The organism is Candidatus Pelagisphaera phototrophica (assembly GCF_014529625.1).
Taxonomy (GTDB): Bacteria; Verrucomicrobiota; Verrucomicrobiia; order Opitutales; family Opitutaceae; genus Pelagisphaera; species Pelagisphaera phototrophica.
Window position 1 is genome coordinate 4,060,001 of the sequence record NZ_CP076039.1, and the last position, 26,264, is coordinate 4,086,264.

Here is a 26,264-nt window from a genome sequence, read left to right on the forward strand (position 1 = left end):
TCGAATATCTTGGAAAATAAGATAATTGCATCCCAAGAAAAATCCATTAACGAACGACTTCTCTTAACACTAGAACCTTAACTCCCACAGAGCTTTGGATATAAAGGAAATAAAACAAATAGTCGACCTAATGAAAAAGTCCGATCTTTCGGAATTCGGGGTTGAGGAAGAAAATTTTAAGCTGAAAATCAAACGCGATACAGGGAAGGAAGCCCAACCTCACATCGTGAGCTATGCCCCCGCGCAGCCAAGTGCGCCCGTGCCGCAGGCCGCACCCGCGAGCGTGCCACAAGTAGAGAGCGACTCAGGGGTCTATATTACATCACCCATGGTAGGGACATTCTACGCCTCCTCTTCACCAGAAAACCCTGCGTATGTAAAAGTTGGAGACACTGTATCTGGTGATTCGATCGTATGCATCATCGAGGCGATGAAGATTATGAACGAGATTCAGGCAGAGCAAAGTGGCGACATTGCGGAGCTTCTAGTAGAAAACGGGCAGCCCGTGGAATACGGTCAACGCCTCTTCCGACTGAGTTAGTTCGCCCGCTAAGTCGTTTGACCCGTATACACAGTCGGCCGAGATTTTGTCGGATTGTCGCTTCAATTTAAACTCTCTCCCAAATGCAGAAAGTACTCATCGCCAACCGCGGCGAAATCGCCCTTCGCATCGTCCGCGCCTGCCGCGAATTAGGCATTAAAACACTCGCAGTCTATTCCGAAGCGGACGTGGAGTCGCTTCACGTCCAGCTTGCAGACGAAGCAATTTGCATTGGAGGCCCGCAAAGTTTTGAAAGCTACCTTCGAGCGGATCGAATCATTAGCGCCGCTGAGATCGCAGATGTAGATGCGATTCATCCCGGCTATGGCTTTCTGGCCGAGAACGCTGACTTCGCTGAGCAGTGCGAGTCCTGCAACATTAAATTCATTGGGCCCTCAGCGAATGCTATCCGAAGGATGGGAGACAAAGCGGTCGCCAAAGAAACCGTCCAGAAAGTAGGGGTTCCCGTATGTGGAGGGAGCGACGGAGTAATCGACTCGGAGGATGAAGCGGCAAAGATCGCGAAAAGCGTGGGCTATCCGGTCATGATAAAAGCAGTCGCCGGAGGGGGCGGAAAAGGAATGCGGATTGCCCACAATGAAATTTCTTTAAGAAAGGAATTCCACGTGGCGCGAAACGAGGCCGAAAAAGCCTTCGGAAACGGCGATGTCTTCGTAGAAAAATTCATCGAAAATCCACGCCATATTGAATTCCAGATTCTAGCGGATCAGCATGGCAATGTCATCCACCTGGGTGAACGAGACTGTTCGATTCAACGGCGGCACCAGAAACTAATCGAAGAGGCGCCCTCTCCTTTCGTTGACCCCGAGTTGCGAGCACGGATGGGCGAAGCCGCTGTCAAAGCGGCGCGAGCTGCGGACTACGAAGGAGCCGGCACCATCGAATTTCTGGTTAACGACCAGCGCGAGTTTTTCTTTCTTGAGATGAATACGCGGATTCAGGTCGAGCATCCGGTAACGGAGGAGGTCACCGGAGTCGATCTCATCAAACAACAGATTTTGATAGCTAGCGGCGAGCCCATCGCGTTCACCCAAGAAGAGGTGCAATTCAATTACCACGCCATCGAGTGTCGCATTAACGCTGAAGACCCTTCTCGCAATTTCATTCCTAGCCCTGGCTGCATCGATCTTTACTATGCGCCCGGAGGCCACGGCGTTCGCGTAGATTCCCACGCATACGGGGGCTACATCATCCCGCCCTACTACGATAGCATGATCGGCAAGTTGATCACCTATGGACGCACGCGCGACGTTGCGATTCAACGCATGTATCGGGCTTTGAGCGAATATATAATTCGAGGGGTCAAGACAACGATTCCCCTCCAAAAGGCCATTATCAGCGATCCCAAATTCCAGGCAGGTGAAGCCACCACTGCCTTCATGGAAGATTTCTTGGAGAGAAAGCCCAAATTTGACTGATTCCAGACGATAGAGAGGTACAGGAAGCCGAAGTTTTCCATTTAATTGCCTCTTACCTTGAAACATTTTTCTTTTCGTACCATTCTCAACAATAGAACTCAGCACGAATTCGCGGGTCACTAAACCATTCGAGCAGGTCACTATCCAAATTTTCAAATCATCTAATACAAATGGAATCTCAAGAAAGCACTATTGAAACCGGCGAGTTGTCAGAAGGATCGCTCGGGGAAATCAAAGTCAACCACACCGTCGTATCTACGATTGTTAAAATGGCGGCCATCAACGTGCCGGGCGTACTTGCCGTCGGGGGAAGCTTTGTAGAAAACTTCATCGCCCAAATTTCGAGCAAGGAATCCGACAAGGGAGTACGAGTCTCCGAAGACGAGGCAGGTAACTACCAGATCGAAATCCGCGTTTTGATGGAATACGGCGTCGAACTCGCCAAAACGGCGGAAAGCCTGCAAATGATTGTCGCTAAGCAAGTGACGAACATGACGGGTAAGCCCGTAGCCGGTGTCGATGTCATTATCGAAGGCGTCAAAATGGCAGACGATGAATCAATTGAGGAGAAGGAAAGCGACAACGTCTAGTTATGACGCTTAACTCGCGCCTGGTATGCCCGAACTAATAGAACAGGCGAACGACTTGATAGAGTCGCTGTCCCCGTACACGATTATCGGTATATTCGTCGCTTTCGCTCTGGTTATCATCGGTCTCCGCCAAGTGCTGAAAAACCCCGTCTCCCGCTTGACCGCCTTCTCAAGCTCAACGGGATCCGTTCTGGTTTCACGGAAAGCGCTTCAAGATCTGATAAGACAAGCTTGCCTAAAAGACGATTGGGTCGAAGCCGCTCGGCCCGTAGTAAAAATCGTCGGTGAGCAAATCAACACGAATGTGTCGCTTCGCCTCTCCAAGGCGGACCACCTGAGGGAGACTAGTGAACGATTGCAAAACCGAATATCGGAGTTGCTCCAGAAGTCTCTCAGTTTTGAGCAGATTGGCCCCATCGAAATCATGGTCACCAGTTTTGGAAAAAGTGACGTAGACGAACTGCCCGCAACCGAAACTGAATCGGTTCTCGAGGCAGCCCCTATTGTAGGCGAGTCCATCCTCGAGCCAAAGCCTCAAGCTCTGCCCAGCCCATCTAGCGATTCTCCCGCTAAACTGCCCGAGAGAGAGTAGTTGAGCTCCCTCAGACCCATCCCGAAAAACGGAGACTGCTTGAGCTAGTAGAACGCCGATCCCTAGAAGCGGAACAAGGCTTTCTGCTGACTATTGTTATCAACGACGACCTATCTCTTGCCTCAGTATTTCCGGAAATCGGTCTCCACATCGGGCAAGACGAACCCAATCTCGCAACCGCGCGATAAGTGAACTGTTGCACCTATCGAACTAGTCGGGTGAGAGCCCATCGTAGACCTTTCCTAACGAGGTAGTTTTACGAGAGTAACGCTGGCCCACTCATCTAGAGCGTCTGTTCTGACAGCACTCCATTTGCCGCAACCTCTGAAATGGTCAGCGACCTGCTCCACCTCAGTTCCTAAAATACCGCTGAGGATTAGCCAGCCACCGGGAGCAACCGCTCTCACTAGCCGTTCGGAATTCGCGACAAGGACGTTCGCGAGAATATTCGCCAACAGGCAGTCTCCCCCCGCTTCAGGCAGCCCTTCCTCGATTCCACAGACAGCGAACTCGATCCTTCCTACATCGTTTAAGTCCGCGTTTTCCGCCGCAATCCGAACCGCATCCGCATCGTTGTCGAAGCCCTTAACATTTTCGAATCCAAGCTTGGCTGCGGAAATTGCCAATATCCCAGACCCACATCCTGCGTCCACTAGGCGACAGGCCTTTTCGCTTTGCCCGCTTTCCTTGAATGCGATCAATTGCTCTACGCAAAGACGAGTGGTTCCGTGATTGCCAGTTCCAAACGCCATGCCCGGATCGAGCCACACTACTTGATGGCCTTCAGGTAATTCGTATTCAGCCTTTAGCCACAAGGGGGCCCAATGCAGGTTTCCGATCGCCCACGGCTTGAAGTGATCCTTGTAGCTCTCCTTCCAATCTCGATCCTCCAATTCGAGAATTTTAAGGTCACCGGAAACTGCAACTGCTTCTTCGAATGCCTGTTTACCCACCTCCGCATCTTCCAGCGATTCAAACACCCCTTGCACCCAATACCCTTTGTCATCGAAATTCTCGTACAAATTCCAATGCTCCATCCCCTCGGACTCGAATATGAGATTCTCGACCGATTCAAATTCTTCCCGCGAAAGTTGCCCCCTAACTTCGAACATACCCCAAATTAAGAAGGAAGAACGCCCATTGAAAAAGCTGAAAATCGACTATTTCACTGATCTTCACGATCGGCTACGCTTGACCATCCTCATCGGCATACCCATGTGAGGCCGGAGCGTCATTCTTCCGAGGGGCTCTACAGGATGCCCCGATTTCAACTTGCAATCGTAATGCTGAGCGAAAAGAGCTAGCAACAGCACCGCCTCCATCAATCCGAAATGCTTACCCATACAGATCCTCGGCCCCGCTCCAAACGGGATATAAGAGTATTGTTTTACGTCTCCTGAGCGACCTGGCAAAAACCGCTCTGGCTCGAAAGCATCTGGATTCTCCCAGAGGAGCTTGTGTCGATGCAAAACGTAGGAAGAAATTGTCATGAATGATCCCTTAGGCACTGGAATACCTGCCACCACGTCTTTTCCGAGAGCCTGCCGCGAAAAGACGTGGACCGGAGGATACAGGCGTAAAGACTCTTCGACTACTGCTCGCGTGTATGCCAATTTTGGCACATCATCAAAAGTCGGATCGCGACCCTCCAGGACCGACTCGAGTTCGTCCCAAAGCTTTTGTTTTACTTCCGGATGCTCGTGAAGGAGGTAAAAGGCCCAGGTCAGTGTGATAGCTGTGGTTTCGTGCCCCGCCAGATATATAGAGGCTACTTCATCTCTCAAAAGAGTGAAGCCCATTTCTTCGCCCTGCTCATCTCGAAACTCGAGCAGCATTTCAAGCAGGTCATCGTGCCGGTCATTCGATTTCTGTCGTTGCTCGATAACACTGAGGATCACGCTATCAAAAAGCCGCACCGCGGCTTTCCCCTTTCCTTGACCAGGCCTTGGAATCCAAGCCGGCAGGCCAATCAACTCGCTCATGTGGATTCTTCCATGAGATGCTAAATAGTCTTGAAAAGCTTGATACAGCAATTGGTTCCGCTCCCCGAGCTTAACCCCAAACATGGTTCGTGTTATGATGTCGGATGTCAAAAGAGTCAGCTCTTCGGTCAGATCCACTATTTGGCTCTCGTCACTGCCGTTCAGTTTTTCAACCGTTTCCCGTCCCGTTTCGACCATTGTTTGGGCATATCCCTTGAGCCGATTCCGATGGGTGCTGGGTGACAGAAGTTTTCGCTGCCTTTCCCAAAGCTTTCCTTCGCTCACAAAAAGCCCCTGACCCAAAATCGGCTTTAGCGCTTGTCGATTTGCAAGGCTCTTTTTGTAGTTGCCGGCATTCGAGACCATGACCCGCTGAACATCTTCTGGTCGATTGAGAATGAAAATATTTCGTCCCAGGACTTTCTGATGAATCAGCTCTCGCCGGTAAAACGATTTGGGCCAAGCTGCCACCATATTGGTGCGCGCCAAATTAAGGTATTTCAAGGTATCCAAAAGTTCGCGCGTGAATGACATTGTAGAAGGGATGATCCGCAACAAACTGTAGGTCAGGACGGGACAGTCAATCTCTTCAGCAATAAAGGAATAGCCTTCCCCTCAAACTCTGGACATCTGCGGCTCAGGAAGTCATGAAACTCTACCTTTAGAGATCCCTCGCAATCGTTATCTCACATTCCGTTTTCCTAATTTTCTCCAAACGTGCCCTACTTGCCGCTAACTCTATTTGAACAATACCTCCTGCATGAGGATCAGCCAGGGTACCCGAGTCGGATCGTTCAAGAACTTCAGTTCAACGGTTCGGTGAATCGCGAATACTTCGAAAAGTCGGTCCACGAAATCACCGCGATGCACCCTCTTCTAACTGCGACGGTGGAGAAAAGGTCTTTCCGTTCACCCCATTGGCGGATCGACGATTCGAGCACTTTCCCCATCCACTGGCACGAGCATGGCCCCCATTCTTTTAGACCGGAATTGAAGCGATTCGACATTACAAAAGAGGTCTCCGGGGAACTGCATGTCATTGAAAGCAACGATCGGTGGACTCTCCTTTTAAACATTAGCCATGTCATCTGTGATGGCGTTGCCTCCTCAGCTCTCCTCCAAGACATCCTTTTAGCCTACGACAACCGGTTTGGGAAAGTGCATCACATCCCATCCCCAATACCCGAGCTTCTGCCACACAGAAGCAAATTCGGACTAAGCATTTCCAAGAAAATCGCCTTACTGCCCGCCCAAGTTACAGGCCTCATTATCGCAGCTACGTTAACGTCGCGCAGAATAAGCCCCCTAAATCTGGCTCCGCTCGAATACCCAGAACAACCAGACTCAGAAGGGCCGCAAAATGTCGTATCCAAATATTTAGATCAATCGCGATTTGATCAGTTTCAGAAATTGACCAAAACTAGCGGAAAAAGTCTAAATGACCACTGTCTCGCATTTTTACATTCCGCGATCGGCACGTGGCGAAACAGAAACGGTGTGGGCTCCCCTGAGGACTGGATTCGCATAAGCGTCCCCAAAAATCTAAGATCCAAATCCGACCTTCACCTACCCGCTTGCAACGTAATCAGCATAACTCCTATTGATCGGCAATCCAAGGGACTTTCCAATCGCGAGCGACTATTAAGACGAGCTCACGAGGACATGACTTTCATTAAAAAGGGCATGCTTTCTCTCACTTTTCTCGCTCTGCTTTGGATCCATCGTCTTCGACCCAACGGGATTCGCAAGATGAGCCATCGGAATATTTGCCGCACAACCGCAGTCCTTTCAAACATCGGACGCGTTTTCCCTCTAAGCCCATTGCTCGATGAGAATCAGAAATTGCATATTGAGAATGCAACTTTAGAAAAAACAATTACCGTTGCTCCTATTCGCCCACAAACGCAAACGACACTTTTGCTAAGCATTTATGGCGGAGAGCTGTGCATGGACCTCAACTACGATCCACTGGCTCTAAATAGAGAAAAAGCGGAAGAACTCTTGGACGATTTCCTAGCTGAGTTCAAATCGACTCTTACCAGGGAAACGACCCAGCCAAGGGAAAATTAGTCGAAAAACTTTTTCGCTTTATCGAAGAATGTCTTTCCGACCGGCTCGTCGGCGTCACCACAGGCTAAAGCAAACTCTTCGAGCTTCTGACGTTGGTCGCTTGAAAGGGAGGTGGGCACTTCGATTTCAACCCTGATCATTTGATCCCCAAAATATCCGCCGCGCAAACTAGGTATCCCCTTGCCTTTCAGCCTAAACGTAGTTCCCGACTGGGTACCAGCCGGTATTTTTAGACTCGCTTTGCCCGTCAGAGTAGGAACTTCAATCGTCCCACCCAGAGAAGCCAAAGTAAACTTTATCGGAATCTGGCAAAACAGATTTTCTTCCTGGCGCTCAAAAATTTCGTGTTCCGCGACATGAATCACGATGTAAAGGTCGCCCGAAGGTCCGCCTCCGGCCCCGGCCTCACCATTGTTAGCCGAACGCAATTTTGAACCCGTGTCTACTCCGGCAGGCACTTTGACTTTAATCTTGGTCGTCTCATTAACGCGACCTTCGCCGCCACAGGCGGAACAGGCTTTCTCCACTTTTTTCCCACTGCCATGGCAGGTCGAACAGGTCTGCCTGACTGAGAAAAACCCCTTGGACACCGTCACCTGTCCGTGACCCGCACAAGTCGGGCAGGTCACCACACCGGTTCCGGGCTCGGCTCCATTTCCCTTACAACGAGTGCAATGAACGGGCTTGCGAAAGGATATCTCTTTCTCCGTGCCCTTAGCCGCATCCTCTAGCTGAATCTCCAAATCGTAACGCAGATCCGATCCGCGCTGGGCCCCACTACGGCCCGAACTGCGTCCGCCTCCGCCGCCTCCGAAAAACTCCTCGAAGATGCTTCCCCCTCCGCCGCCTCCGCCGAATACCTCACTGAAAATGTCAAACGGGTCATGGAAAGGTCCTCCCGCAGAAGCGCCTCCCCCAGCGCCACCACTGAAAGCGGCGTGCCCGTACCGATCGTAGGCGGCTCTTTTCTGGTCGTCTTTGAGGACTTCGTACGCTTCGGAGACTTTCTTAAACTTTTCTTCCGCCTCCTTATTGCCCGGGTTCTTGTCCGGGTGAAACTTAACGGCCATCTTGCGATACGCCTTTTTCAGCTCGTCCTGGGTCGCTTGGCGGCTCACCCCAAGCAATTCGTAATAGTCCTCTTTCACAGTTTAATTCAGTTCTCTAGACTTTGGGCTCAATTAGCTAACCTATTATTCGGAAGCCTCTCCCGAAACAATAACCGTGGCAGGGCGAATGAGTCGTCCGTTTAGCGAGAATCCCCGGCGAACCAACTGCAAAACGGCTCCCGCCTCAACTTCGTCGCTCGGCTGGGTCTGCACCGCTTCGTGTAAATTATGGTCGTAGGCATCTCCTTTCACTGGGCTGATTTCCTCGATCCCATTTTCGCCTAAAACGGTCTGGAACTGCGTAATGACCATACGGATTCCTTCAGCGACTACATTAGGATCCACCGCTTGCTCCGCTGACATTAGTCCCAATCCCATGTTGTCGTAGATCGGCAATATCGACTCCAGCAATCCCGAGACGGCGTATTGGCGCAGATCATCCTTCTCGCGAATCACACGACGGCGATACGTATCTAGATCCGCTACGGCCCGAAGGTAGTTTTTGTAGTTTTCGTCCGCAAGTGCCTTGGCCTCAGCCAACTGCTCCTCGAGGGACAGCTCTTTTTCAACTGGCTGCTCCTCTACTGCTTCGCCTTCACCCGACGCTTCAATCGAATCTACCGATTCCTCGGCGACCCCTTCAATTGGATCTTCTGTGTTTTCTTTTTCCTCAGCTTTGTTCATTACCCGTTTCCGTTCTAATCCTCACATACCTAGTTTATTAGGTTTGGGCCCTCTGGAATCAAAAAGTTTTTCAAGAAGGTCCAGCCTCATTTGTTCCCGATGACCTCGTTTTCTTGCTAAAAACTCGATATCACCGTTTTCGCATCGACGATTCCGCCGATTCCTTCAGACAAATACTCTGCTCGGGCAACGATTTCAAACAATGGCTTGAAAATCCCCAATGCCCCTTCCGCTTTGTAGTCGTCGATATCCACTCCCAGCCGAAGCGCCTTGTGCGTGGGAGTCGGAGAGGAGAAGTCCATTATCTCGACCGTCTTGATTTTCAGATGGCAATGCTCGATTAGCAACTGGTTCCCCAGCCCCTTCGATTCACCAAACAAGTCTTTGGCGAATTTCTTTAGATTGAGTTGGCCCTGCTCGTCGACGATGAGCGACACGCGATCCAGGTCGAGGTAAGCACGCTCGATTTCAGCGGTTCCAGAAATGAGTGTCTTCAGCTTCGCCTTCGCCTCAAATCGATTGATATCCATCATGGGCCTTCCTTCACCGAAACCTTGGGAATTTCCCAAAACGGCGTCTTCAATCCGAATGTTGAATCCAAATGGATTACACGCCAATCGGTCGGCGCCCCATGAGCAGCCCGTGTCTTTTTCGAGCTTGTAGTCGAATGCCATCGGGAGGGCGACCATCCATGCCAGGGTGATCGCCGCCGATAAGAACAGGCCAAAGAAGAAAGCGGACTTCAATACCCCGCCTCGTCGCGACACAATCGGACTCCCCGCTGATGGGCGGTCAACATTCTTACTTTCTTTCTCTTCTTGGCTCACCAAAATATTGAGCGGACTTTCGTCGCTTCCGGTATCAAATAAAACGATCGGTAACTAAAAGAGTAGCATCCCACAGACAACTTGCCTCGAAGTCTTGACTGGCCGGTAACAATACAGTCGTTCCCTTGGAAACCCTAGCTTCTCCAAATTGGACCATTCCGTCAACTACGCTGACGAGTCGAGCGGCTCCAGAACCCAAAACAAGGGGGTCCGATTCAGAATTGAGAGCATATTTTACAAGTCGAAACTCGCGGCAATCCGCCAAAACAGCCCTTCCCGGTGTTTTTTTACAAGTGGAAGGCTCGAAATCGTTCCAATCGATGCACTTAAGCGATTCCTCCACATGGAGTTGCCTGGGCTTACCATCAAGACCCTCGCGACCCCAATCGTAGACGCGATAAGTCGTGTCGGAGTTTTGCTGGATTTCTAGAATCAGGTTGCCGGCATCTATCGCGTGCAAACGCCCGCTTTCGACCAGTATGGACTCACCGGCGGAAACCGGAAAACGGTGCACGCACTCCTCAAGGGTGCCTTCCGCGAGTCGCGACTCAAACTCGGCCCGTTCAACGCCGTTCTTGAGGCCGACAATCAAGGACGCTTGTTCCGCACAACTCGCAATATACCAATTTTCCGTTTTGGGTTCGCCACCGAGCTCTCCGGCAACCTCCTCTGGAGGGTGAACTTGCAGACTCAGCCGATCCGCACAATCGAGCCATTTCACCAAGATGGGAAACGGTCGCTCTGAATCGTAACTTTCGCCCATTATCGCTGTCGGATCAGATTCAATTACCTCTCTCAGCGACTTTCCGTCGTGCGGGCCTCCCTCTATGACCGACATTGCCTCTGAACGATCAACCACGTCCCAACTTTCGCCAATGGGTCCCCCATCGGGAAGATCCCGGCCGAGTGCCGTGCTCAAATTCCGGCCGCCCCATACGCGTTCTTGATAAATAGGTTTAAAGTAAATCGGATAGCTCATCGAGTCCTTGCAGTTTCCGTGGAAAACAGTCTTTTCATCTTTTTACATCATAATCGGCTTCGAGCCGCGAATCGCAGCCCAAACGAGATTCAGAATCAGACATATGCCCGGAAATCGCATTTCCAACTCTAAAAAACAATCCGACATCAATCAGCCTCGACTCAGAAGCCGCTGGTGGTGGGTTGGCTTGTACGCCCTGCTCGCCGCCCTCTTATCGATTTCGTATCTTGATTTCCATCCGAGCCAAAACCCGGACAACTTCACCGATCCGTCCCTCGGCTCCCAAACCAACGCATTCGGCCTGCTAGGGGTAAAACTCGCCCTCTTCAGCTTTTACTTCTTTGGGGGGGCCGCCTGGTTCATCCCGATCTTCTTCGCATGGCGGGCTTGGCTCTACTTTCGCAAAGTACGGCATGGCACCTGGGCCATCGCGGTCGCGATGCTCTGCAACGTCATAAGCTACTCCGGCCTGCTCGCTGTTCAAAATCTGTTTTACCTGGATAAACTGATTTACGCAAAAGATGCCGGTGGCGTCTTGGGACAGTTCCTCTACTCCCATTTTGTTCGAACCTATATTGGCGACATAGGATCCACTCTCATACTAGGAGCCGTTTTTCTAACGACCCTCATCCTAGTCGTGTCCCCAGGGCTTCCTTCGTCGACCTTTGGAGAAAAAGGAGGCGGAATTCGCGGCTGGCTGGCCCAGTGGAAAGCGGCTCGCGAGGAGAAACGGGAGGCCAGGCAGCTAGCTAAGCTCGCACGCGAGGAAGAACGGGCTCGCCTAAATGAGGAAAAAATCGAAGCGAAACGCTTGGCCCAGGATGAGAAAAACGCCGCCAAGCAAATGGTCGCCGACGGAAGAGCCGCGGCAAAAGGACGCACTGCAAAGATAAAGGCGGGAATCGATCCGGAGCCGGTTGCGAAACCCCGGAAACCCATTCCCGTTCCTGAACCGAAAGAGGAATCCAAAAAGAAGCCACCGCTCAAGGAAGTGCTCAAGTTCGTGGCTGCCGAGGAGACGAAGAAAGCTCGAGTCAAACTACCCCATTCACACGGCGACTATATTTTTCCGAATCTCGACGTTCTCGCCCCCCAGGCAATCCCCCACCATTCAAATTCTCAGGACGAACATGCGGGGAACGCAGAACGACTTCAGAAAACGCTACAGGAATTCGGCGTCGAGGTCACCATGGGCGAAATCCATATCGGTCCCGTCATCACTCGTTACGAGGTCTATCCCGCACCGGGGGTTCGGGTGGAAAAAATCTCGAGCTTGGACAAGAACATCGCCCTCGGTATGCGGGCCCAATCGGTCCGCATCTTGGCGCCCGTTCCGGGCAAGGGTTGCGTCGGCATCGAAGTTCCCAATCAAAGCCCCACGCCCGTCGGAATTCGCGAGATCCTCGAGTCCGAGGACTGGGCCAAGTCCAAAGCGGAGATTCCAATCGCTCTTGGAAAAGATGTCAGCGGCAAACCGATCATTTCAGATTTGACCAAGATGCCCCACGTTCTCATCGCGGGGGCAACGGGCGCGGGTAAAACGGTTTGTATCAACGCGATCATTACCTCTCTACTGTTCCATTCTAGTCCTGATACTTTGCGGTTCATTATGGTGGATCCCAAGATTGTGGAGATGAAGGTCTTCAATGCCCTTCCTCACATGCTGATCCCCGTGGTGACCGATCCTAAAAAGGTCCCAGGAGCTCTCAAGTGGCTGCTCAACGAAATGGAGCACCGCTATGAGACTTTCGCCAAGGTGGGCGTGCGAAACATTGCCGGATTCAACGGACGGAAAAAATCGGAAAGAGAAAAGACGGAAGCGGAAAAAACCGAAGATGAGCAATTGGAGATTTCAGTCCCTCGCGATGAAGGCGTGCTGGACGAAATACCGGACAAGCTTCCCTACATCGTATGCATCGTGGACGAGCTAGCCGACCTCATGATGGTCGCCCCTGCCGACGTGGAAACGGGTATCGCCCGTCTCGCCCAGCTGGCTCGCGCCGCAGGTATCCATCTTGTCATTGCAACTCAGCGTCCCTCCGTTAATGTCATTACCGGAGTCATTAAAGCGAACCTTCCCTGCCGCATTTCGTTCCAAGTATCTTCCAAGATCGACAGTCGAACGATTCTCGACGGACCCGGAGCCGAACAGCTCATCGGTCGCGGCGACATGCTTTTCTCGCCCCCAGGAAGCTCCAAGATCATTCGATCACAAGGAGCTTTCGTATCGGACGAGGAGATCGCTGACATCGTTGAAGACCTTCAATCCAACGGTCCGCCAAAATTTGCCGAAGAAGTCCAACGCCAAATCGAATCCCCCGAAGAGCTGACGCTGGGCGGCGGAGAGGAAGAAGGGGATGATCTGCTGTCTCAAGCCCTAGACGTGCTCCGCTCCACCAAACGGGCCTCGACGTCCATGCTCCAGCGGCGATTGCGAATTGGATACAACCGAGCCGCCCGTTTGATGGAAGATCTCGAAGACCGCGGAATCGTCGGCCCCGAAAACGGCTCCAGCCCCCGCGAAATCCTCGTTGACCTGGACTCGATGTAGGTATTTACTAACCACGGAAGTCACTAAAAGGATGCTTTTGGACGTTTTTGCAACGATTTCATTCTCTTCCGCAGGAGCGGTTTTACACCGCGATTAGTAGTGAGGTTTATCGCGGTGTAAAACCGCTCCTACGGGAATTTTCACCCGCCCGCTCGAAGAGGCCATCCAATTTCCCGCTTGCTCCTTTGAGTCTATTTCCCTATTAATTGTCCGTGTTCTCCATAATACTCCTTCCCGCTATTGCCGCTTCAATCCTGCTCCCTTCCTTTCTCATCGCTCAACCCCGCAGCGACCGCGACACCCGGTTCCGCCAAAACTCGATCCGGGTGGAGCAAAATGGGCTGGATGAGCCTTTCAAGGGAGTAACGACCAATGGAGAAGTTCAAAAGGACCTTTTCCAAATCCGATCCACTGGTGTCTCGACGGAACCCGTCCGCATGGCCGCCTTGGCCTTGCTCAAAACTCTCAACCCGGAGCAGCAGGCCAAGACAAAGTTTCCCATAGACGATCCGGAATGGCGCAAGTGGATGAACCAGCATTTCTACGTTCGCCAAGGAGTCGGTTTTGACGAGATGAACCCTACTCAACGCGATGCGGCGTTTGGGCTCCTGAAAGCCTCGCTCAGTGCCAAGGGGCTCAAGCTATCCAAGGACATCATGAATTTAAATCGGACCCTGGGGGAGCTGAACAACAACGACTTCCCTCAGTACAATGAGCTTCTCTACTGGATCACCCTCATGGGCGAGCCCTCCGCCAAGGAACCCTGGGGATGGCAAATCGACGGGCACCACTTGATCATCAACTATTTCGTTCTCGGTGACCAGGTGGTCATGTCGCCTGTTTTCGTCGGCTCCGAGCCGGTGATTGCCGAGTCGGGCCAGTTTAAGGGCACCGCCATCCTTCAGGACGAGCAGAATCAGGGACTGGCTCTGATCCAAACGTTCGACAAAATCCAGAAAAAGAAGGCGATCATCCAGTCGGACAAGACGCGCAACAACAACCTCACCGAAGCCTTCAAGGACAACGTCGTCCTCGACTACGCGGGAATCAAAGCGTCCGAGCTCAACTCGAAAAAGCAAGCTCAACTGCTCGATCTGGTCGGTCTCTACGTGGGCAACATGGACGATGGACATGCCAAAGCCCGCATGAGCGAGATCGCGGAACATTTAAATGAAACCCATTTCGCCTGGGTAGGCGATACGAGCGACGACGCCGTTTTCTACTACAGGATCCACAGCCCCGTGATTCTCATTGAATTTGATCATCAAGGACCCGTGGGAATGCGGCAATACTACCCTGGCCGCAGCCCCGTCCGCCAGCACGTCCATATCGTCGTCCGTACCCCCAATGGTAATGACTACGGCAAGGACCTGCTGCGACAACACCTCGAGAAACACCACCACTAGCAAACGACTTGTCTCGAGGTAAAGGTGAGAAGACGGATGATCGAAAATCAAGTAAGTTGAGCAAATTGGGTCATCATTCCTAGTTAGCTTCGCTCTCTCCTCAGAAGTGTCCTCACTAGAGGTCGGCCAATTGGTATCCGCTTCGCGGATGGAAGGTTCGAATCAAGGGGCTAACTTTCCATCCACCTCTACACGTCGGGGTAGTTACCCCGAGAAAGTAGCTCCATCTCCGCGTAGCTCCGTCTTGGAGACGAGGTCCAATCAAGCAAAAGCTAAGTCTTCCTGCATGAGATTCCCCCACAAACTCCTAGAAGGATTGTTCGAAAATCTTAGGAAAATCCGTAAAAGTGTATGGCATGCTCCCATGTGCTCCGGCAATAATGGCCATTACAATTCCGACAATCACCGTTCGCACAGGATTGGAGAGCGGCAGCGGCGACATCGATAATGTCCTCTATCAGAACAGCACGGGGATTACGATCAACGCCAACATTAACAGCACGGGTTATGTGGCTATTTTCACTTCTACTACCTCGCTGGATTCAGGCGGTGGACAGGCCATGTTGGATGCAGAAACGGCTGGTTACCTCAATAATTTGGCCTTTGCTTTGACAGACGGCGCAAGCTTTACAAGCCTATATGCCAACCTAGATATGCTTAAAGCAGCACAAACGGCTGGAACAATCGTATTCACGGTCGATTACACTTCGTCTGCTCTCTCAACCTTTACCTCAAACCCTTTTGCCGTAACCTGGAACAGTCAGAACAAGCCCACAATTTTTGCGACGGGAGGAGCTCGGATGTCTAAGGTTACTTGGAGTACGACCCTTCCCACGGACGTAGGTGTTGAAAGTGCCAATCAATACCGGTTCGGCGGGTTGCGTCCAGCAGGGAATGTCCTCGACTCCGGCAGCACTATTATTCTCCTCAGAATAGGCTTTGGACTCATAGGATTCCTCGAACGCCGCAAGTGAGCGAAAAACCGTTACTCATACAAAATTTTTAAAGCCCGCAATCGACTGCGGGCTTTTTTTGTGTCTGCATGGGAAGGATGAGAACCACGCTATCCCTAGTCCTTACCCTGATAACATTCAATCTCAGCCTGCAGGCCAGCGATTCGCTCATCAGCACTCAGATCATCGCCTTCAAGGAAACCAGTCCCAGCGAAAGCCTCATCCTAAAGCGCTACGGCCCATCGGGTCAGGCCGGAGGCACCGCATTGCCTTGTGCCGTCTTCTTCTTCGGCGGCGGTTGGAATGGAGGCTACATCGAGCACTTCGCCCCTCAAGGGGAATATCTGGCCCAGCGAGGGATGGTGGCGATTTGCGCTCAGTACCGGACGCTAAATTCACACTCAGTGCCGCCCAACGTCTGCCTCGTCGACGCCAAGAGCGCCATTCGCTATGTGAAAGCAAATGCAGAGTCGCTTGGAATCGATCCTCACCGCCTCGCCGTCGGTGGCGGTTCTGCAGGAGGTCACTTGGCCGCGGCCACGACCTTTTGCGAAGGGTTCAACGACACCCGTGACGATAAGAAAATTTCCACCCAGGCCAACGCGCTCCTGCTTTTTAATCCCGTAATCGACAACAGCGTCAACGGCTACGGGCACGATCGCGTCCGGGAATTTTGGGAAGAGTTCTCGCCCCTCCACAACATCTCCTCGCCACCCCCAACCCTTTTTCTGTTGGGTGACAACGACAATCTCATCCCCGTGGGCACCGGAGTCGCCTTCCAAAAGGCGATCGAAGATGCCGGGGGACGCTGTGACCTCCATATTTATAAAAACGGAGCCCACGGCTTCTTCAATCCCGGCCGACCCAACGCGAACGGAAAGGAGTACTATGAGGATTGCATCAAGAAAATGGACCATTTCCTCGTCAGCCTTGGCTTTTTGAAGCCGCAGAGGTAGGGTCATCCCTCGGTTCGAATCGCTGCGGTCGCCAACTTAGGTAGGGCTGTTTATCCTTAAACAGCCGCACTGCACCGATCCTCCTGCAGTAACGGCTGACTCGGGATAGTCAGCCCTACCTGAATTCCGAATCCGATGATCCAACTAACATAGCGGTATACCGCTGTGGGACAAGCTCGTGACCCTCGGGACAAGTGCCAGCCCTAAAGTATTAATACCTGGTAGCGGCAAACTCACCCCTCAAAAGATACCTCATTTGTACCCACAATTCCGTTACTCCCCTATCCCAATCCTCCGCGAACTTCGAGTCATCAATCGAAGCAGGTGGCCAACCGCCAATCGCCAGCCAACAACTGCTAACTGCCAGCTAAAAACGGGCTTCTATGAGAGTTTCATTGAAACCTGCCGCCTAATCGCTTGTTTTATTTAAAAATCCCCGATAACTAATAATTTCATGCAGAGTATAGGCGAACGTCTGGAAGAAGCCCGCAAGCGTAAGGGCATCACGGTGAGAGAAGCATCCGAAGCGACTAAGATTCGTGGCGAGTATCTCAACAACTTCGAGGCGAACACGTTCAAGATGAATCTCCCCGACATTTATATTCGCGGATTCCTCCGTTCCTACGCCAACTACTTGAAAGTCAATTCAGACAAGGTCATCACGGACTACAACGCTCACTTGATTGGAGAAGGAAAGTCCTCTCGACGCGACGCGCGTGAATTTTTGGGGCGGCTGGAGCTGCAGCAGCAGCCTTTGGTGGCCGAAGAGGTCCAGAACCCCGGATCGGTGGACGACGGGGCGATCGAGAGCGCCAACGAGCCTTCCGAATCCATTCCAATCTGGGAGCGATTCAATATCGACAAGGATGTCGCGATCAAGATCGGGATCGCCGCCGGTCTCGCTTTGGTCCTAATCATCGTCGTTATCTGGGGATTCCTCACCTTCATGGGATCCAGCGATCCCGCACCTGATTCAAATCTCACGGAGACGCAGGCCGTCGTCGCTCCTGCAGCCAATGCAGCGGCCTTCACCCTGATCGCCAATGACGATGTTAGAGTGGAAATAAAGCAGGTGGAAGGAAACATTCCGTTGTTTTTCGCCGTATTGCCGGCAGGACAGGAGAAAGAGCTTTCCGCTTCGGGAAGCGTGCGCATCAATTATAGCGACGCCAACGCCCTTTCCATTCGCATTGGCACCAAGACCTACAAGATGCAAACGGACCGGAGCTCCATCCGCATCACTCCTGCCAACATCCTAAAGCAACAACAGGCGGGCAACTAGAACGAAGGTCTCAGCCTTCGGTTGGGCTCGTTTTCTGGGTCTATTTCTAGGGTCCAGCAAAACTTGAGGTCTGTGGCCTAAAAATGCGTTGAATCGCGCGCTGGACGTCCCCATACCAAGCAGATGAGCAAACTCACCGTTGCAATTGGCTCTGACCACGCCGGATTCACTTACAAGAAAGCGATCATCGCCCATCTTTCCCAACGAGGGCAAACTGTTAAGGACTACGGGACAGACTCAACCGAATCCTGCGACTACCCTGACTTTATTCGCCCGGTTGCAGAGGCGGTCGCTGCCGGTAAGTGCGATCGGGGAATCGTGCTCGGAGGCTCGGGAAACGGCGAGGCCATCACGGCGAATCGTGTGCCCGGAGTGCGGTGCGGCATATGCTGGAACGAGCAGCTCGCAATGTGGAACCGGTCCCACAATGACGGCAACGTGCTCGCGTTAGGTGAGAGAACAGTCACTCAGCAGGAGGCTCTTAACATTGTGGATACCTGGCTGGAAACCGAATTTGAAGGCGGCCGGCATGTCGCCCGAATCGAAAAAATCGACGCAAAACGCTACCCGTAGATAATTGAAGAAGTAAGAACGAAGATCGAGGATTGGCTTCCAAAACTAGGAGGGTTCACTACTAGCACTTCTTATTTCTGCATTCGTAACTCTTAAATCAGACAATGAAATACAGACGTCTCGGCAAGTCAGGCCTCAAGGTCAGCGAGCTTTCATTTGGCTCCTGGGTCACTTTCGGTGACCAGGTGAACAATGCGGTCGCGGAGTCTTGCCTGAAAACGGCCTACGATGCCGGTATCAATTTCTTCGACAATGCGGAGGGCTACGCGGCCGGGCAGTCGGAGGAAGTCATGGGTAGCATTCTCTCCAAGTTTGGATGGTCTCGAGACACTTTCCTCGTCTCGAGCAAAGTTTTTTGGGGTGGCGACCAGCCCAACCAGACGGGACTTTGCCGCAAACATGTCATAGAAGCCTGCAACGCAGCCCTCAAACGCCTCCGGGTCGACTACCTCGATTTGTACTATTGTCACCGTCCGGATCCAGAAACGCCCATCGAAGAGACGGTCAGAGCCATGGATACGCTTATCCAGCAAGGTAAAGTGCTCTACTGGGGCACCTCCGAATGGAGTACCGGGGAGATCATGGAAGCCTACAGTGTGGCTCGGCAATACAACTTGATCCCGCCCACCATGGAGCAGCCGCGGTACAACATGATTCACCGGGATCGGGTCGAAGGTGAGCTCACACGACTCTATCATTCAATCGGGCTTGGAATGACCACCTTCTCCCCGGTATCCGCTGGGATGCTGACCGGAAGGTACAACGAAGGAATTCCCGCCGATAGCCGACTCTCAATCGAACGCCTCGACTTTCTTCGCGAACGCTGGGAACGCCTAAAAGAAAATGGAATCGTCCCCGTGATCGAAACGCTGGAGAGTATTGCCCAAAAAATCGGCGCGAATCTCCCTCAACTGGCCGTCGCCTGGTGCCTTAAAAACGAAAATGTAAGCAGCGTCATTCTAGGCGCGTCTAAACCGGAGCAGCTCGTAAACAATTTGGCCTCGCTCGAGTTCGTCGACAGTCTCGATGACGAACTGATGGACGAGATCAACGTGGCTCTAAGCACTGTTAAGGAAATCGATGTTTAGAGATTCGATGTTTTACCGCCATGTTTTCAAAGGTAGCGGGCGATCTCCGAGCACCCCTCTCAATTCGCTCGTATGTGGGCGCTCGGAGATCGCCCGCCACCCTCTAACATCCGCTGATTTCCCAGAATTTCGAACCGGTTGCCCCACTTTGAAAAAAGTCCTCGCTCTCGCCGGGCTTTTCATCCTCCTGGCTGGTTGTCTGCAATCTGAGCCGATCCAATCTGAAACCACCACGGTCCAATTGGATACACCCTCCGCCGGCTGGCAGTTAGCCCCTCTCGAGGCATGGGAAACGGACGAAGCGATTTACTGCCTCTTCCAGTTGAGCCCTCCCCAAGGACTGTCCGCCCAAGTCATCACCTCAATCGTATCCGAAATGAAACTGCCTGCTTCGGAGAAGCTGAAAAAGCGCGTCGTCCTAGGAAAAGCGTGGAATTGGTCCTCCGCCAGCGATGTTGAATTCCCAAACTCGCTCGAAGCATTCAAGGAACAGTTGGGCGAGGGCGCAAGAAGCGTTGATCTGCTAACCCCGGAATCGTAAGTTAATCTTTCACTCATGAGCTCATCTGCAAAGAATCCCGAGGCGTTTCCGAAAACACCCGACATTCTCCTCGAGAGAGACCTCCGTATCGAAAGCAAATCGGCAACCGACGAAGACTTGCTCCTCGCCTATCGCTGGATGGTTTACAGCCGCTTCACGGACGCCCGCATTTTCGAACTCTACCGGCAGGGCAAAATGAAGGGTACGGTCACCGTGTCAGACGGGAATGAAGGCCTAGTCGCCCCGCTAGGTCTCATGATGGACAAGTCTATCGACTGTGTTTCCTGGACGCATCGTGGCATGCCCGGTCATCTCGTTTGGTCCGATCATCTCGGCGATCACGTGTGCCAGTTCCTAGGAAATTCAGGGAGCCCCACCAAAGGCCGCGAGGGGAACGCCCACCATGGCGATCCCAAGAATCGAAGCTTCCCCATGATCAGCCACCTAGGGAAGATGTCCTCCAATGTTATGGGCGGAACCGATTCCCAGCGCCGCAACGGACACAAGGCGATTGGCATCACTTTCTTCGGCGATGGGGGATCGAGCACGGGTGAGATTCACGAGAGCATGAATCTCGCGAGCGTGCTCAACCTTCCCGTGATCTTTGTAGTCGAAAACAATAATTACGCTTACTCGACGCCCCTCCACGAACAGTATGCGGGCAAACTCGTCGACCGGGCCAAGGGATACGGCATGAAAGGGATCGAGCTCGATGTCGCCAATATCGAGGAAAACCTAAAGGTATTTCAGGACGCGATCGACGAAACCCGGGAGACCTGCCGACCCATGCTGATCGAAATGCATACGCTTCGGCTACTCGGGCATGCGGGCTACGATACCCTCGACTATATCGATCCGGAGCTTACTCAAAAATGGTTCGATGAGGACTGCCTCAAAAACCTTCGTGAGCGCTTGGTCGCAAAGGGGCATGGCGACCGCATTGAGCAGGAAGAATCCCTGCTAAAGAGCTTCGTCACCGAGACCGTCAACGCCGCCCTCAAGCTGCCCATGTGCAGTCCGGAAGGACTCATCGACGATGTCTACGCGAAGACAAACCTAGAGATCGACTGGAAACCTGCCGAAGAATCCGCCACGGAAACGGTGACCTTTGCCCAGGCCATCAATCGCGCCCTGAATAAGATTTTGGCAGAATCTCCTGAATCGATCATCATGGGACAGGACATCGCCGACTATGGAGGACCCTTTAAAGTCACCAAGGGACTCTTCCAAGAGTTCGGACGTAACCGCGTAATCAATACGCCCATTTGCGAATCCGCTATGGTGGGCTACGCCACGGGCTTGGCAGTCAACGGCCATCGCCCCATCGTCGAATTCCAGTTTGCCGACTTCGCGACGGACGCGACTACGCAAATCACTCTGAATGCCGGCACCTATCACTTCCGCTCGGGAGCGAATGCCCCGCTCGTCTATCGCTTTCCCTGTGGTGGGGGGCTCACTTTTGGATCGTTCCATTCCCAAGATCTCGAAGCACTCTATCTCCATATTCCCGGAACTAAATTCCTCTACCCCAGCACCCCCCAGGATGCGTTTGACGGTCTGCTGGCTGCCTATGAAGAGGACAATCCAGTCATTTTCTTCGAGCACAAGAATCTCTACAATCTCCTCAAATCACCCATCACCTTCAACCCGAACTATAGCAATATCTGGCAGCCGGCCCTGCGACGCCAGGGAGATTACGCCACCGTAGTGACCTACGGGGAAATGACGATATGGGCCAACGAAGCCATCGAGTATTTGAAGGAAGAATACGACTTGGAGTGTGAGCTTTGGGACCTCCGAGCGCTCAACCCTCTCAATCTTCAATCCATCCAGGAATCCGTTGCGAAAACCGGCCGACTCGTCGTCATAACCGAAAGCCGCCGCAATGCTGGCTTTAGCGCGGAGCTGGTTTCCCGCATCGTCGAAAACCATTTTTTCGACCTAGAAGCCCCTCCCCTCAGAATCACATCCAAAGACATGCCGGTTCCGTTTGCTGCTGAACTGGAAGCCGACTATCGCCCCAACGCGAATAGCATCCTTGCATCCATGATAGACTGGTTAGAGGCTGAATAGTTCATGAGCGAAATGACTCATAACTTGAATTGGGGCGCCATCGAATTGTTCGCGATGGACGTAGATGGCGTTTTGACCGATGGCAGTCTCTATGTCTCCTCGGACGGATCGGAAACAAAACGCTTTTCCATCATCGACGGCCTTGGTCTCGTCATGCTCCGTGAAGCAGGCGTGAAAATTGCCTGGATATCGGGCCGGGGATCGGACGCAACCGATCGCCGGGCGGAGGAGCTCAAGGTTGATTTCGTCATTCAGGGCAGGAAAGACAAAGCCAAAGCGCTTTCTTCGCTTCTAAAGGAATTGGGTCTCAAGCCCGAGCAAGCAGCCTATATGGGAGACGATACCATCGATACCGAAGCGATCGAGCTAGCCGCCATCGGCGTGGCCGTCCCGGAAGCCCAACCCGAACTCCTGGCCGCCGCGAATTACACGACCCAACGGGCTGGTGGAAACGGCGCTGTGCGCGAAGTATGCAACCATATCCTCGCCGCGCGTTCTCAATTAGCTAAATGAAGGTTTTCCGAACAAAATCAAACCGCTGGGCCGTCCTGGGATTGATCTTCTTAGGGGTGCTTGGCTTCGCCCAAACCCTGGACGAACCCATCACCAACTTCAAACTCCCTTTGTTCAATGACGACGGCTATCGAACCGGCTACCTGAGGGGTGAACAGGCGATTATACTAAACGAAGTCGAAATCCGCATCCTAGGTATGGAACTCAACCAATACACGGGAGACGAAAGGGACGCTGTAATCGGAACGATGGAAAGTCCGGAAGCCCTTTTCCGTATGGATCAAAACAAAAAGCGCTCCGCTGCGGGACCTGGTTCCATCAAGCTTGAGAACGACTCCTTCGTCCTGACCGGAGATGATTGGATCTGGCAAGAGAACGGGAATCAGCTCGTCATCAACAAGAACGTCAAAATCGTCATTTTCTCCGCTATCGGAAACGTAATTAAATGAAGCGAATTTCAACCATTCTTTCCATCGCCCTGTTAGCTTCGAATTGGCTCACAGGACAAGATGAACCCGCAACGGAACCCTCGGAAGAAACGCCGAGCACCCCCCCCGTCGAGGATCTCGGCCCCAAGCCCTTCATATCCGACATACCACTGGTACAAACGGAAATTGAAGCCGAAAGCCTTCGTGCTGAAATTACCGAGGAAAAGGGATACTTGATTGGAGTCGGAAGCGTCAGAATGGTGGCGACAAACTTGGAAATCACCTGCAACCAAATCGAGGTCTTCACTAAAGTCAAAGACAAGGACGGGAATGACACCATTGGTGACATCAGTTCGATCAATAAGATTATCGCCACCGGAAATGTCCGGATCGTGCAAGACCAGCGATCTGCCACCGCAGGACTCGCCGAGGTTTATCCGAACGATGACTTCATCCTGCTGGATGAGGATCCCATTCTATACCAGGGAGACATTACGATCGACGGAACGGGCGCCCAATTGAAGATTTACCGAGGCAATGGACGGATCGAATGGGTTGGAGATCCCAATAACAAGATCCGCATTTCCGCTCCCCCGCTTAAAGACCTCGGTTTCGAGGAAGATGAGGAGTCCATGGTTCCGGCATCCGCCGAACCGACAAGCGAAGCTGCAGCGGATCCCAGTAATTCTGAACCCAAGAAGGAAGAGGAAAATTCCAAGAAGCCAAACCGTTCCAAGAACAACTGATGAGCGAGGTCGAACAGGAAGAGCCCAAGCCGGCCCAAGAGGAGCCGGCAAAGGAGCCCAACATGATCGAGGCGCGTGGCCTGGTGAAAACCTACGGAGTGAAGACAGTCGTCAATGGGGCGAGCCTAGACATTGGAACCGGTGAAGTCGTGGGCCTGCTTGGACCCAATGGAGCGGGAAAAACCACTACGTTCTACATGATAGCTGGTCTCGTCGAAGCGACCCGGGGTTTCGTACTAATGAACCGAAAAACAATCACTCACTTGAAGGTCCATCGACGGGCCCGACTAGGCATCGGGTATTTGCCCCAGGAACCGAGCGTATTTAGAAAACTCACCGTTTGGCAAAACGTTCAGGCCGTTGCGGAAACGCTCCCCTTAAACCGGCGCCAACGGAAATCCCTCATAGAAAGCCAGCTTTCTGACCTCGGGCTCACCTCTCTCGCTAAGCAAAAGGCCTACACGCTCAGTGGCGGGGAAAGAAGGCGCCTCGAAATTGCCCGCTGCCTCGTCACCCAGCCTGAGTTCGTCTTGATGGATGAGCCCTTTGCCGGAGTTGACCCGATCAATGTAGCCGAAGTCCAAAAGATCGTTCTCGCTCTGAAGAAAAGGGGTATAGGGATCCTTATTACGGACCACAATGTCCGAGATACGCTCGCGATCGTGGATCGGGCCTACCTGATCCATGAGGGAAAAGTGCTCGCCAGCGGTGACCGCGATTTCCTCATCAATGACCCCAAAAGCCGAAAGCTGTACCTCGGCGAGAATTTTAACATGTAAGCGGGAAGCCGTCTGATCCTAGCTTTCGCTGCAAAGGTTTTGCTTTTCCTCTCCTCAATGGGATAAGGTCTCTTCAAAATTCCGTTTTCTTCCTATGACCGCTGCGAAACCAATCAAGAAAATCGACAGTCTTTCCATTAAGGACTTCCTTAAGAGCTACTCGGATCACCTAAAGCTCGAACTGGTAGCGGGACATCGGGGATTGAGACGGGTCATACGCGAAGGGAGCGTCAATCGTCCTTCCCTCGCCCTAACCGGATTCTTCAAATATTTTGCCAACAAGCGGCTTCAGGTCTTGGGAGCGTCCGAGATGAAGTATTTGCGGACTCTCGACAAAGACACTCAGAGAAAACGCCTTTCCGAACTAATCGACCAATCCATCCCTTGCCTCGTGATCGCAAGGAACTACCGACCCCTTCCCATCATGAAGGAAATCGCTGAAGCGCGAGGCCTACCCATCCTCCGTACTTCGATGATCACGATGAACTTTATCAACGCGGCCACCCTTTCCCTAGACGCCGCCTTCGCGCCCTCCACCTCGGAACACGGCACAATGATGGATATTAAAGGGATGGGGACTTTGATCCGGGGATCGAGCGGGATCGGCAAAAGCGAATGCGCCCTCGCGCTGATTGAGCGCGGGCATAGCATCGTGGCAGATGATTTAACCCGTATTCGATTACTGGATGAGCGCGAACTGATGGCTTCGAGTGCGGAGCTAAACCAAGGGTACATGGAGTGCCGGGGAATCGGAATCATCAATGTGGGCGAAATGTTCGGTGTCAGAAGTATCCGTCCCGAAAAAAGAATAGACCTCGTGGTTTCGCTCCTGGAACTCACGCCTGAGGTCCAAGAAGACCGGACTGGACTTGACCAAGACTACTTTACCATTCTCGGCATCGATGTGCCACACATCGAAATCTATGTTCGACCTGGGCGAGACATCGCTCGTATCGTCGAAGTCGCTTCGATGGTCCAAGCACTGAAGCGACTGGGACACGATCCCGCCAGGGATTTCAACGATCGTCTCATCGATTTAATGTCGACCAGCAAATAAACGATTACGAAAAAATAATTTTTTCCGTTTCCTGATTGAATTTTTCGTATTTATTTTTCTAATTCAAGGTCAAACGGAGCTGTTTTTCTCGAGCCAAACTCGTTAAAGAGCTTATTTCTAACAGGTTCCGTCCGAGATGATTTTTTGTCGGTGGCGCAAGTTTTTTTCCAAAATACTTATCCGCAGGAAAATGTTAATAACTTGTCGAAAACTAGAGCTTGAGATATACGATTCCCTTTACGTTACTCTTTCTAGATTTCACTTTTTAACGCATCTCACACTCCCTGTTTTCATCTTTTCTCACAAATTCGAGCACACCGCCACCGATTTCCCTCTAAATTCCTAAATTACAACGACTTGAAAAACTCTCCCACACGTAGACCCTCTCAAGTACGTTACCCGATTTTTGTCGTGGCCCAATTCATCGGATTCCGAGTTAGAAACAACCCGTACGATGCGATCCTCTAAATGATGTGAATAACCATCAACGTTTCTAACTATTTCA

General features: G+C 52.2%; 25 protein-coding genes. 19 read left to right on the top strand and 6 right to left on the bottom strand.

Annotation, left to right across the window (positions count from 1 at the left end; genetic code table 11):
- Positions 1–94: 94 nt before the first annotated feature.
- The 4 genes from accB to GA004_RS17725 all read left to right on the top strand — a co-directional run bounded on the left by accB (position 95) and on the right by GA004_RS17725 (position 3,162).
- Entirely contained in the window at positions 95–541 is a 447-nt protein-coding gene (accB, locus tag GA004_RS17710) for an acetyl-CoA carboxylase biotin carboxyl carrier protein (protein ID WP_283395208.1), read from the top strand.
- A gap of 83 nt (positions 542–624) precedes the next feature.
- A complete protein-coding gene (gene accC, locus GA004_RS17715) occupies positions 625–1,980 on the top strand; it encodes an acetyl-CoA carboxylase biotin carboxylase subunit (protein WP_283395209.1) in 1,356 nt (451 codons plus the stop codon).
- Between the two features lie 170 nt (positions 1,981–2,150).
- On the top strand, positions 2,151–2,570 hold the full coding sequence (locus tag GA004_RS17720) for an Asp23/Gls24 family envelope stress response protein (protein WP_283395210.1): 420 nt from the start codon (positions 2,151–2,153) through the stop codon (positions 2,568–2,570).
- A 25-nt stretch (positions 2,571–2,595) separates the two neighbouring features.
- On the top strand, positions 2,596–3,162 hold the full coding sequence (locus GA004_RS17725; RefSeq protein WP_283395211.1) for an Asp23/Gls24 family envelope stress response protein: 567 nt from the start codon (positions 2,596–2,598) through the stop codon (positions 3,160–3,162).
- A 242-nt stretch (positions 3,163–3,404) separates the two neighbouring features.
- Here GA004_RS17725 and GA004_RS17730 read toward each other — a convergent pair whose 3' ends face one another.
- Both GA004_RS17730 and GA004_RS17735 read right to left on the bottom strand, forming a co-directional pair.
- Positions 3,405–4,274 (bottom strand): 50S ribosomal protein L11 methyltransferase, encoded by an 870-nt coding sequence (locus GA004_RS17730; protein ID WP_283395212.1) that lies wholly within the window; start codon positions 4,272–4,274, stop codon positions 3,405–3,407.
- A gap of 63 nt (positions 4,275–4,337) precedes the next feature.
- A complete protein-coding gene (locus GA004_RS17735) occupies positions 4,338–5,678 on the bottom strand; it encodes a cytochrome P450 (RefSeq protein ID WP_283395213.1) in 1,341 nt (446 codons plus the stop codon).
- A 183-nt stretch (positions 5,679–5,861) separates the two neighbouring features.
- Here GA004_RS17735 and GA004_RS17740 point away from each other — a divergent pair, with 183 nt between their 5' ends.
- Positions 5,862–7,214 (top strand): condensation domain-containing protein, encoded by a 1,353-nt coding sequence (locus tag GA004_RS17740; RefSeq protein WP_283395214.1) that lies wholly within the window; start codon positions 5,862–5,864, stop codon positions 7,212–7,214.
- Here GA004_RS17740 and dnaJ read toward each other — a convergent pair.
- The 4 genes from dnaJ to GA004_RS17760 form a co-directional block, all read right to left on the bottom strand.
- On the bottom strand, positions 7,211–8,362 hold the full coding sequence (dnaJ, locus tag GA004_RS17745; RefSeq protein WP_283395215.1) for a molecular chaperone DnaJ: 1,152 nt from the start codon (positions 8,360–8,362) through the stop codon (positions 7,211–7,213). The genes GA004_RS17740 and dnaJ overlap by 4 nt on opposite strands.
- 45 nt (positions 8,363–8,407) lie before the next feature.
- Complete coding sequence (locus GA004_RS17750; RefSeq protein WP_283395216.1) at positions 8,408–9,007, bottom strand: nucleotide exchange factor GrpE; 600 nt, start codon at positions 9,005–9,007, stop codon at positions 8,408–8,410.
- Between the two features lie 116 nt (positions 9,008–9,123).
- Positions 9,124–9,834, bottom strand: coding sequence for a hypothetical protein (locus GA004_RS17755; protein WP_283395217.1), 711 nt, complete (start codon positions 9,832–9,834; stop codon positions 9,124–9,126).
- Positions 9,835–9,868: 34 nt separating this feature from the next.
- Complete coding sequence (locus GA004_RS17760; RefSeq protein ID WP_283395218.1) at positions 9,869–10,813, bottom strand: type I phosphomannose isomerase catalytic subunit; 945 nt, start codon at positions 10,811–10,813, stop codon at positions 9,869–9,871.
- Between the two features lie 103 nt (positions 10,814–10,916).
- Here GA004_RS17760 and GA004_RS17765 point away from each other — a divergent pair, with 103 nt between their 5' ends.
- The 14 genes from GA004_RS17765 to hprK all read left to right on the top strand — a co-directional run bounded on the left by GA004_RS17765 (position 10,917) and on the right by hprK (position 25,759).
- Positions 10,917–13,364 carry a DNA translocase FtsK gene (locus GA004_RS17765; protein ID WP_283395219.1) on the top strand — a complete coding sequence of 816 codons (2,448 nt, stop codon included), beginning with the start codon at positions 10,917–10,919 and terminating at the stop codon, positions 13,362–13,364.
- A gap of 320 nt (positions 13,365–13,684) precedes the next feature.
- Positions 13,685–14,770, top strand: a complete 1,086-nt coding sequence (locus GA004_RS17770) for a DUF3500 domain-containing protein (RefSeq protein ID WP_343218873.1) — start codon at positions 13,685–13,687, stop codon at positions 14,768–14,770.
- 380 nt (positions 14,771–15,150) lie between these two features.
- Positions 15,151–15,744 (top strand): hypothetical protein, encoded by a 594-nt coding sequence (locus GA004_RS17775; RefSeq protein ID WP_283395221.1) that lies wholly within the window; start codon positions 15,151–15,153, stop codon positions 15,742–15,744.
- A 77-nt stretch (positions 15,745–15,821) separates the two neighbouring features.
- Positions 15,822–16,679 (top strand): alpha/beta hydrolase, encoded by an 858-nt coding sequence (locus GA004_RS17780; RefSeq protein WP_283395222.1) that lies wholly within the window; start codon positions 15,822–15,824, stop codon positions 16,677–16,679.
- A 454-nt stretch (positions 16,680–17,133) separates the two neighbouring features.
- On the top strand, positions 17,134–17,961 hold the full coding sequence (locus GA004_RS17785; protein WP_283395223.1) for a helix-turn-helix domain-containing protein: 828 nt from the start codon (positions 17,134–17,136) through the stop codon (positions 17,959–17,961).
- A gap of 123 nt (positions 17,962–18,084) precedes the next feature.
- On the top strand, positions 18,085–18,534 hold the full coding sequence (gene rpiB / locus GA004_RS17790) for a ribose 5-phosphate isomerase B (RefSeq protein ID WP_283395224.1): 450 nt from the start codon (positions 18,085–18,087) through the stop codon (positions 18,532–18,534).
- A gap of 104 nt (positions 18,535–18,638) precedes the next feature.
- A complete protein-coding gene (locus GA004_RS17795; protein ID WP_283395225.1) occupies positions 18,639–19,622 on the top strand; it encodes an aldo/keto reductase in 984 nt (327 codons plus the stop codon).
- Positions 19,623–19,629: 7 nt separating this feature from the next.
- Positions 19,630–20,163, top strand: coding sequence for a hypothetical protein (locus GA004_RS17800; protein WP_283395226.1), 534 nt, complete (start codon positions 19,630–19,632; stop codon positions 20,161–20,163).
- A 15-nt stretch (positions 20,164–20,178) separates the two neighbouring features.
- Positions 20,179–22,236: an alpha-ketoacid dehydrogenase subunit alpha/beta gene (locus tag GA004_RS17805; protein WP_283395227.1), complete on the top strand. Its 2,058-nt coding sequence runs from the start codon at positions 20,179–20,181 to the stop codon at positions 22,234–22,236.
- Positions 22,237–22,239: 3 nt separating this feature from the next.
- Positions 22,240–22,749: a KdsC family phosphatase gene (locus GA004_RS17810; protein WP_283395228.1), complete on the top strand. Its 510-nt coding sequence runs from the start codon at positions 22,240–22,242 to the stop codon at positions 22,747–22,749.
- Positions 22,746–23,198: a hypothetical protein gene (locus tag GA004_RS17815; RefSeq protein WP_283395229.1), complete on the top strand. Its 453-nt coding sequence runs from the start codon at positions 22,746–22,748 to the stop codon at positions 23,196–23,198. The genes GA004_RS17810 and GA004_RS17815 overlap by 4 nt, the downstream gene beginning before the upstream one ends.
- On the top strand, positions 23,195–23,923 hold the full coding sequence (locus GA004_RS17820; protein WP_283395230.1) for an LptA/OstA family protein: 729 nt from the start codon (positions 23,195–23,197) through the stop codon (positions 23,921–23,923). The genes GA004_RS17815 and GA004_RS17820 overlap by 4 nt, the downstream gene beginning before the upstream one ends.
- Positions 23,923–24,702, top strand: coding sequence for an LPS export ABC transporter ATP-binding protein (lptB, locus tag GA004_RS17825; protein ID WP_283395231.1), 780 nt, complete (start codon positions 23,923–23,925; stop codon positions 24,700–24,702). The genes GA004_RS17820 and lptB overlap by 1 nt, the downstream gene beginning before the upstream one ends.
- A gap of 94 nt (positions 24,703–24,796) precedes the next feature.
- The gene (hprK, locus tag GA004_RS17830) at positions 24,797–25,759 is read left to right on the top strand and encodes an HPr(Ser) kinase/phosphatase (RefSeq protein ID WP_283395232.1); all 963 of its coding nucleotides are present in this window, start codon (positions 24,797–24,799) and stop codon (positions 25,757–25,759) included.
- Positions 25,760–26,264: the final 505 nt, after the last annotated feature.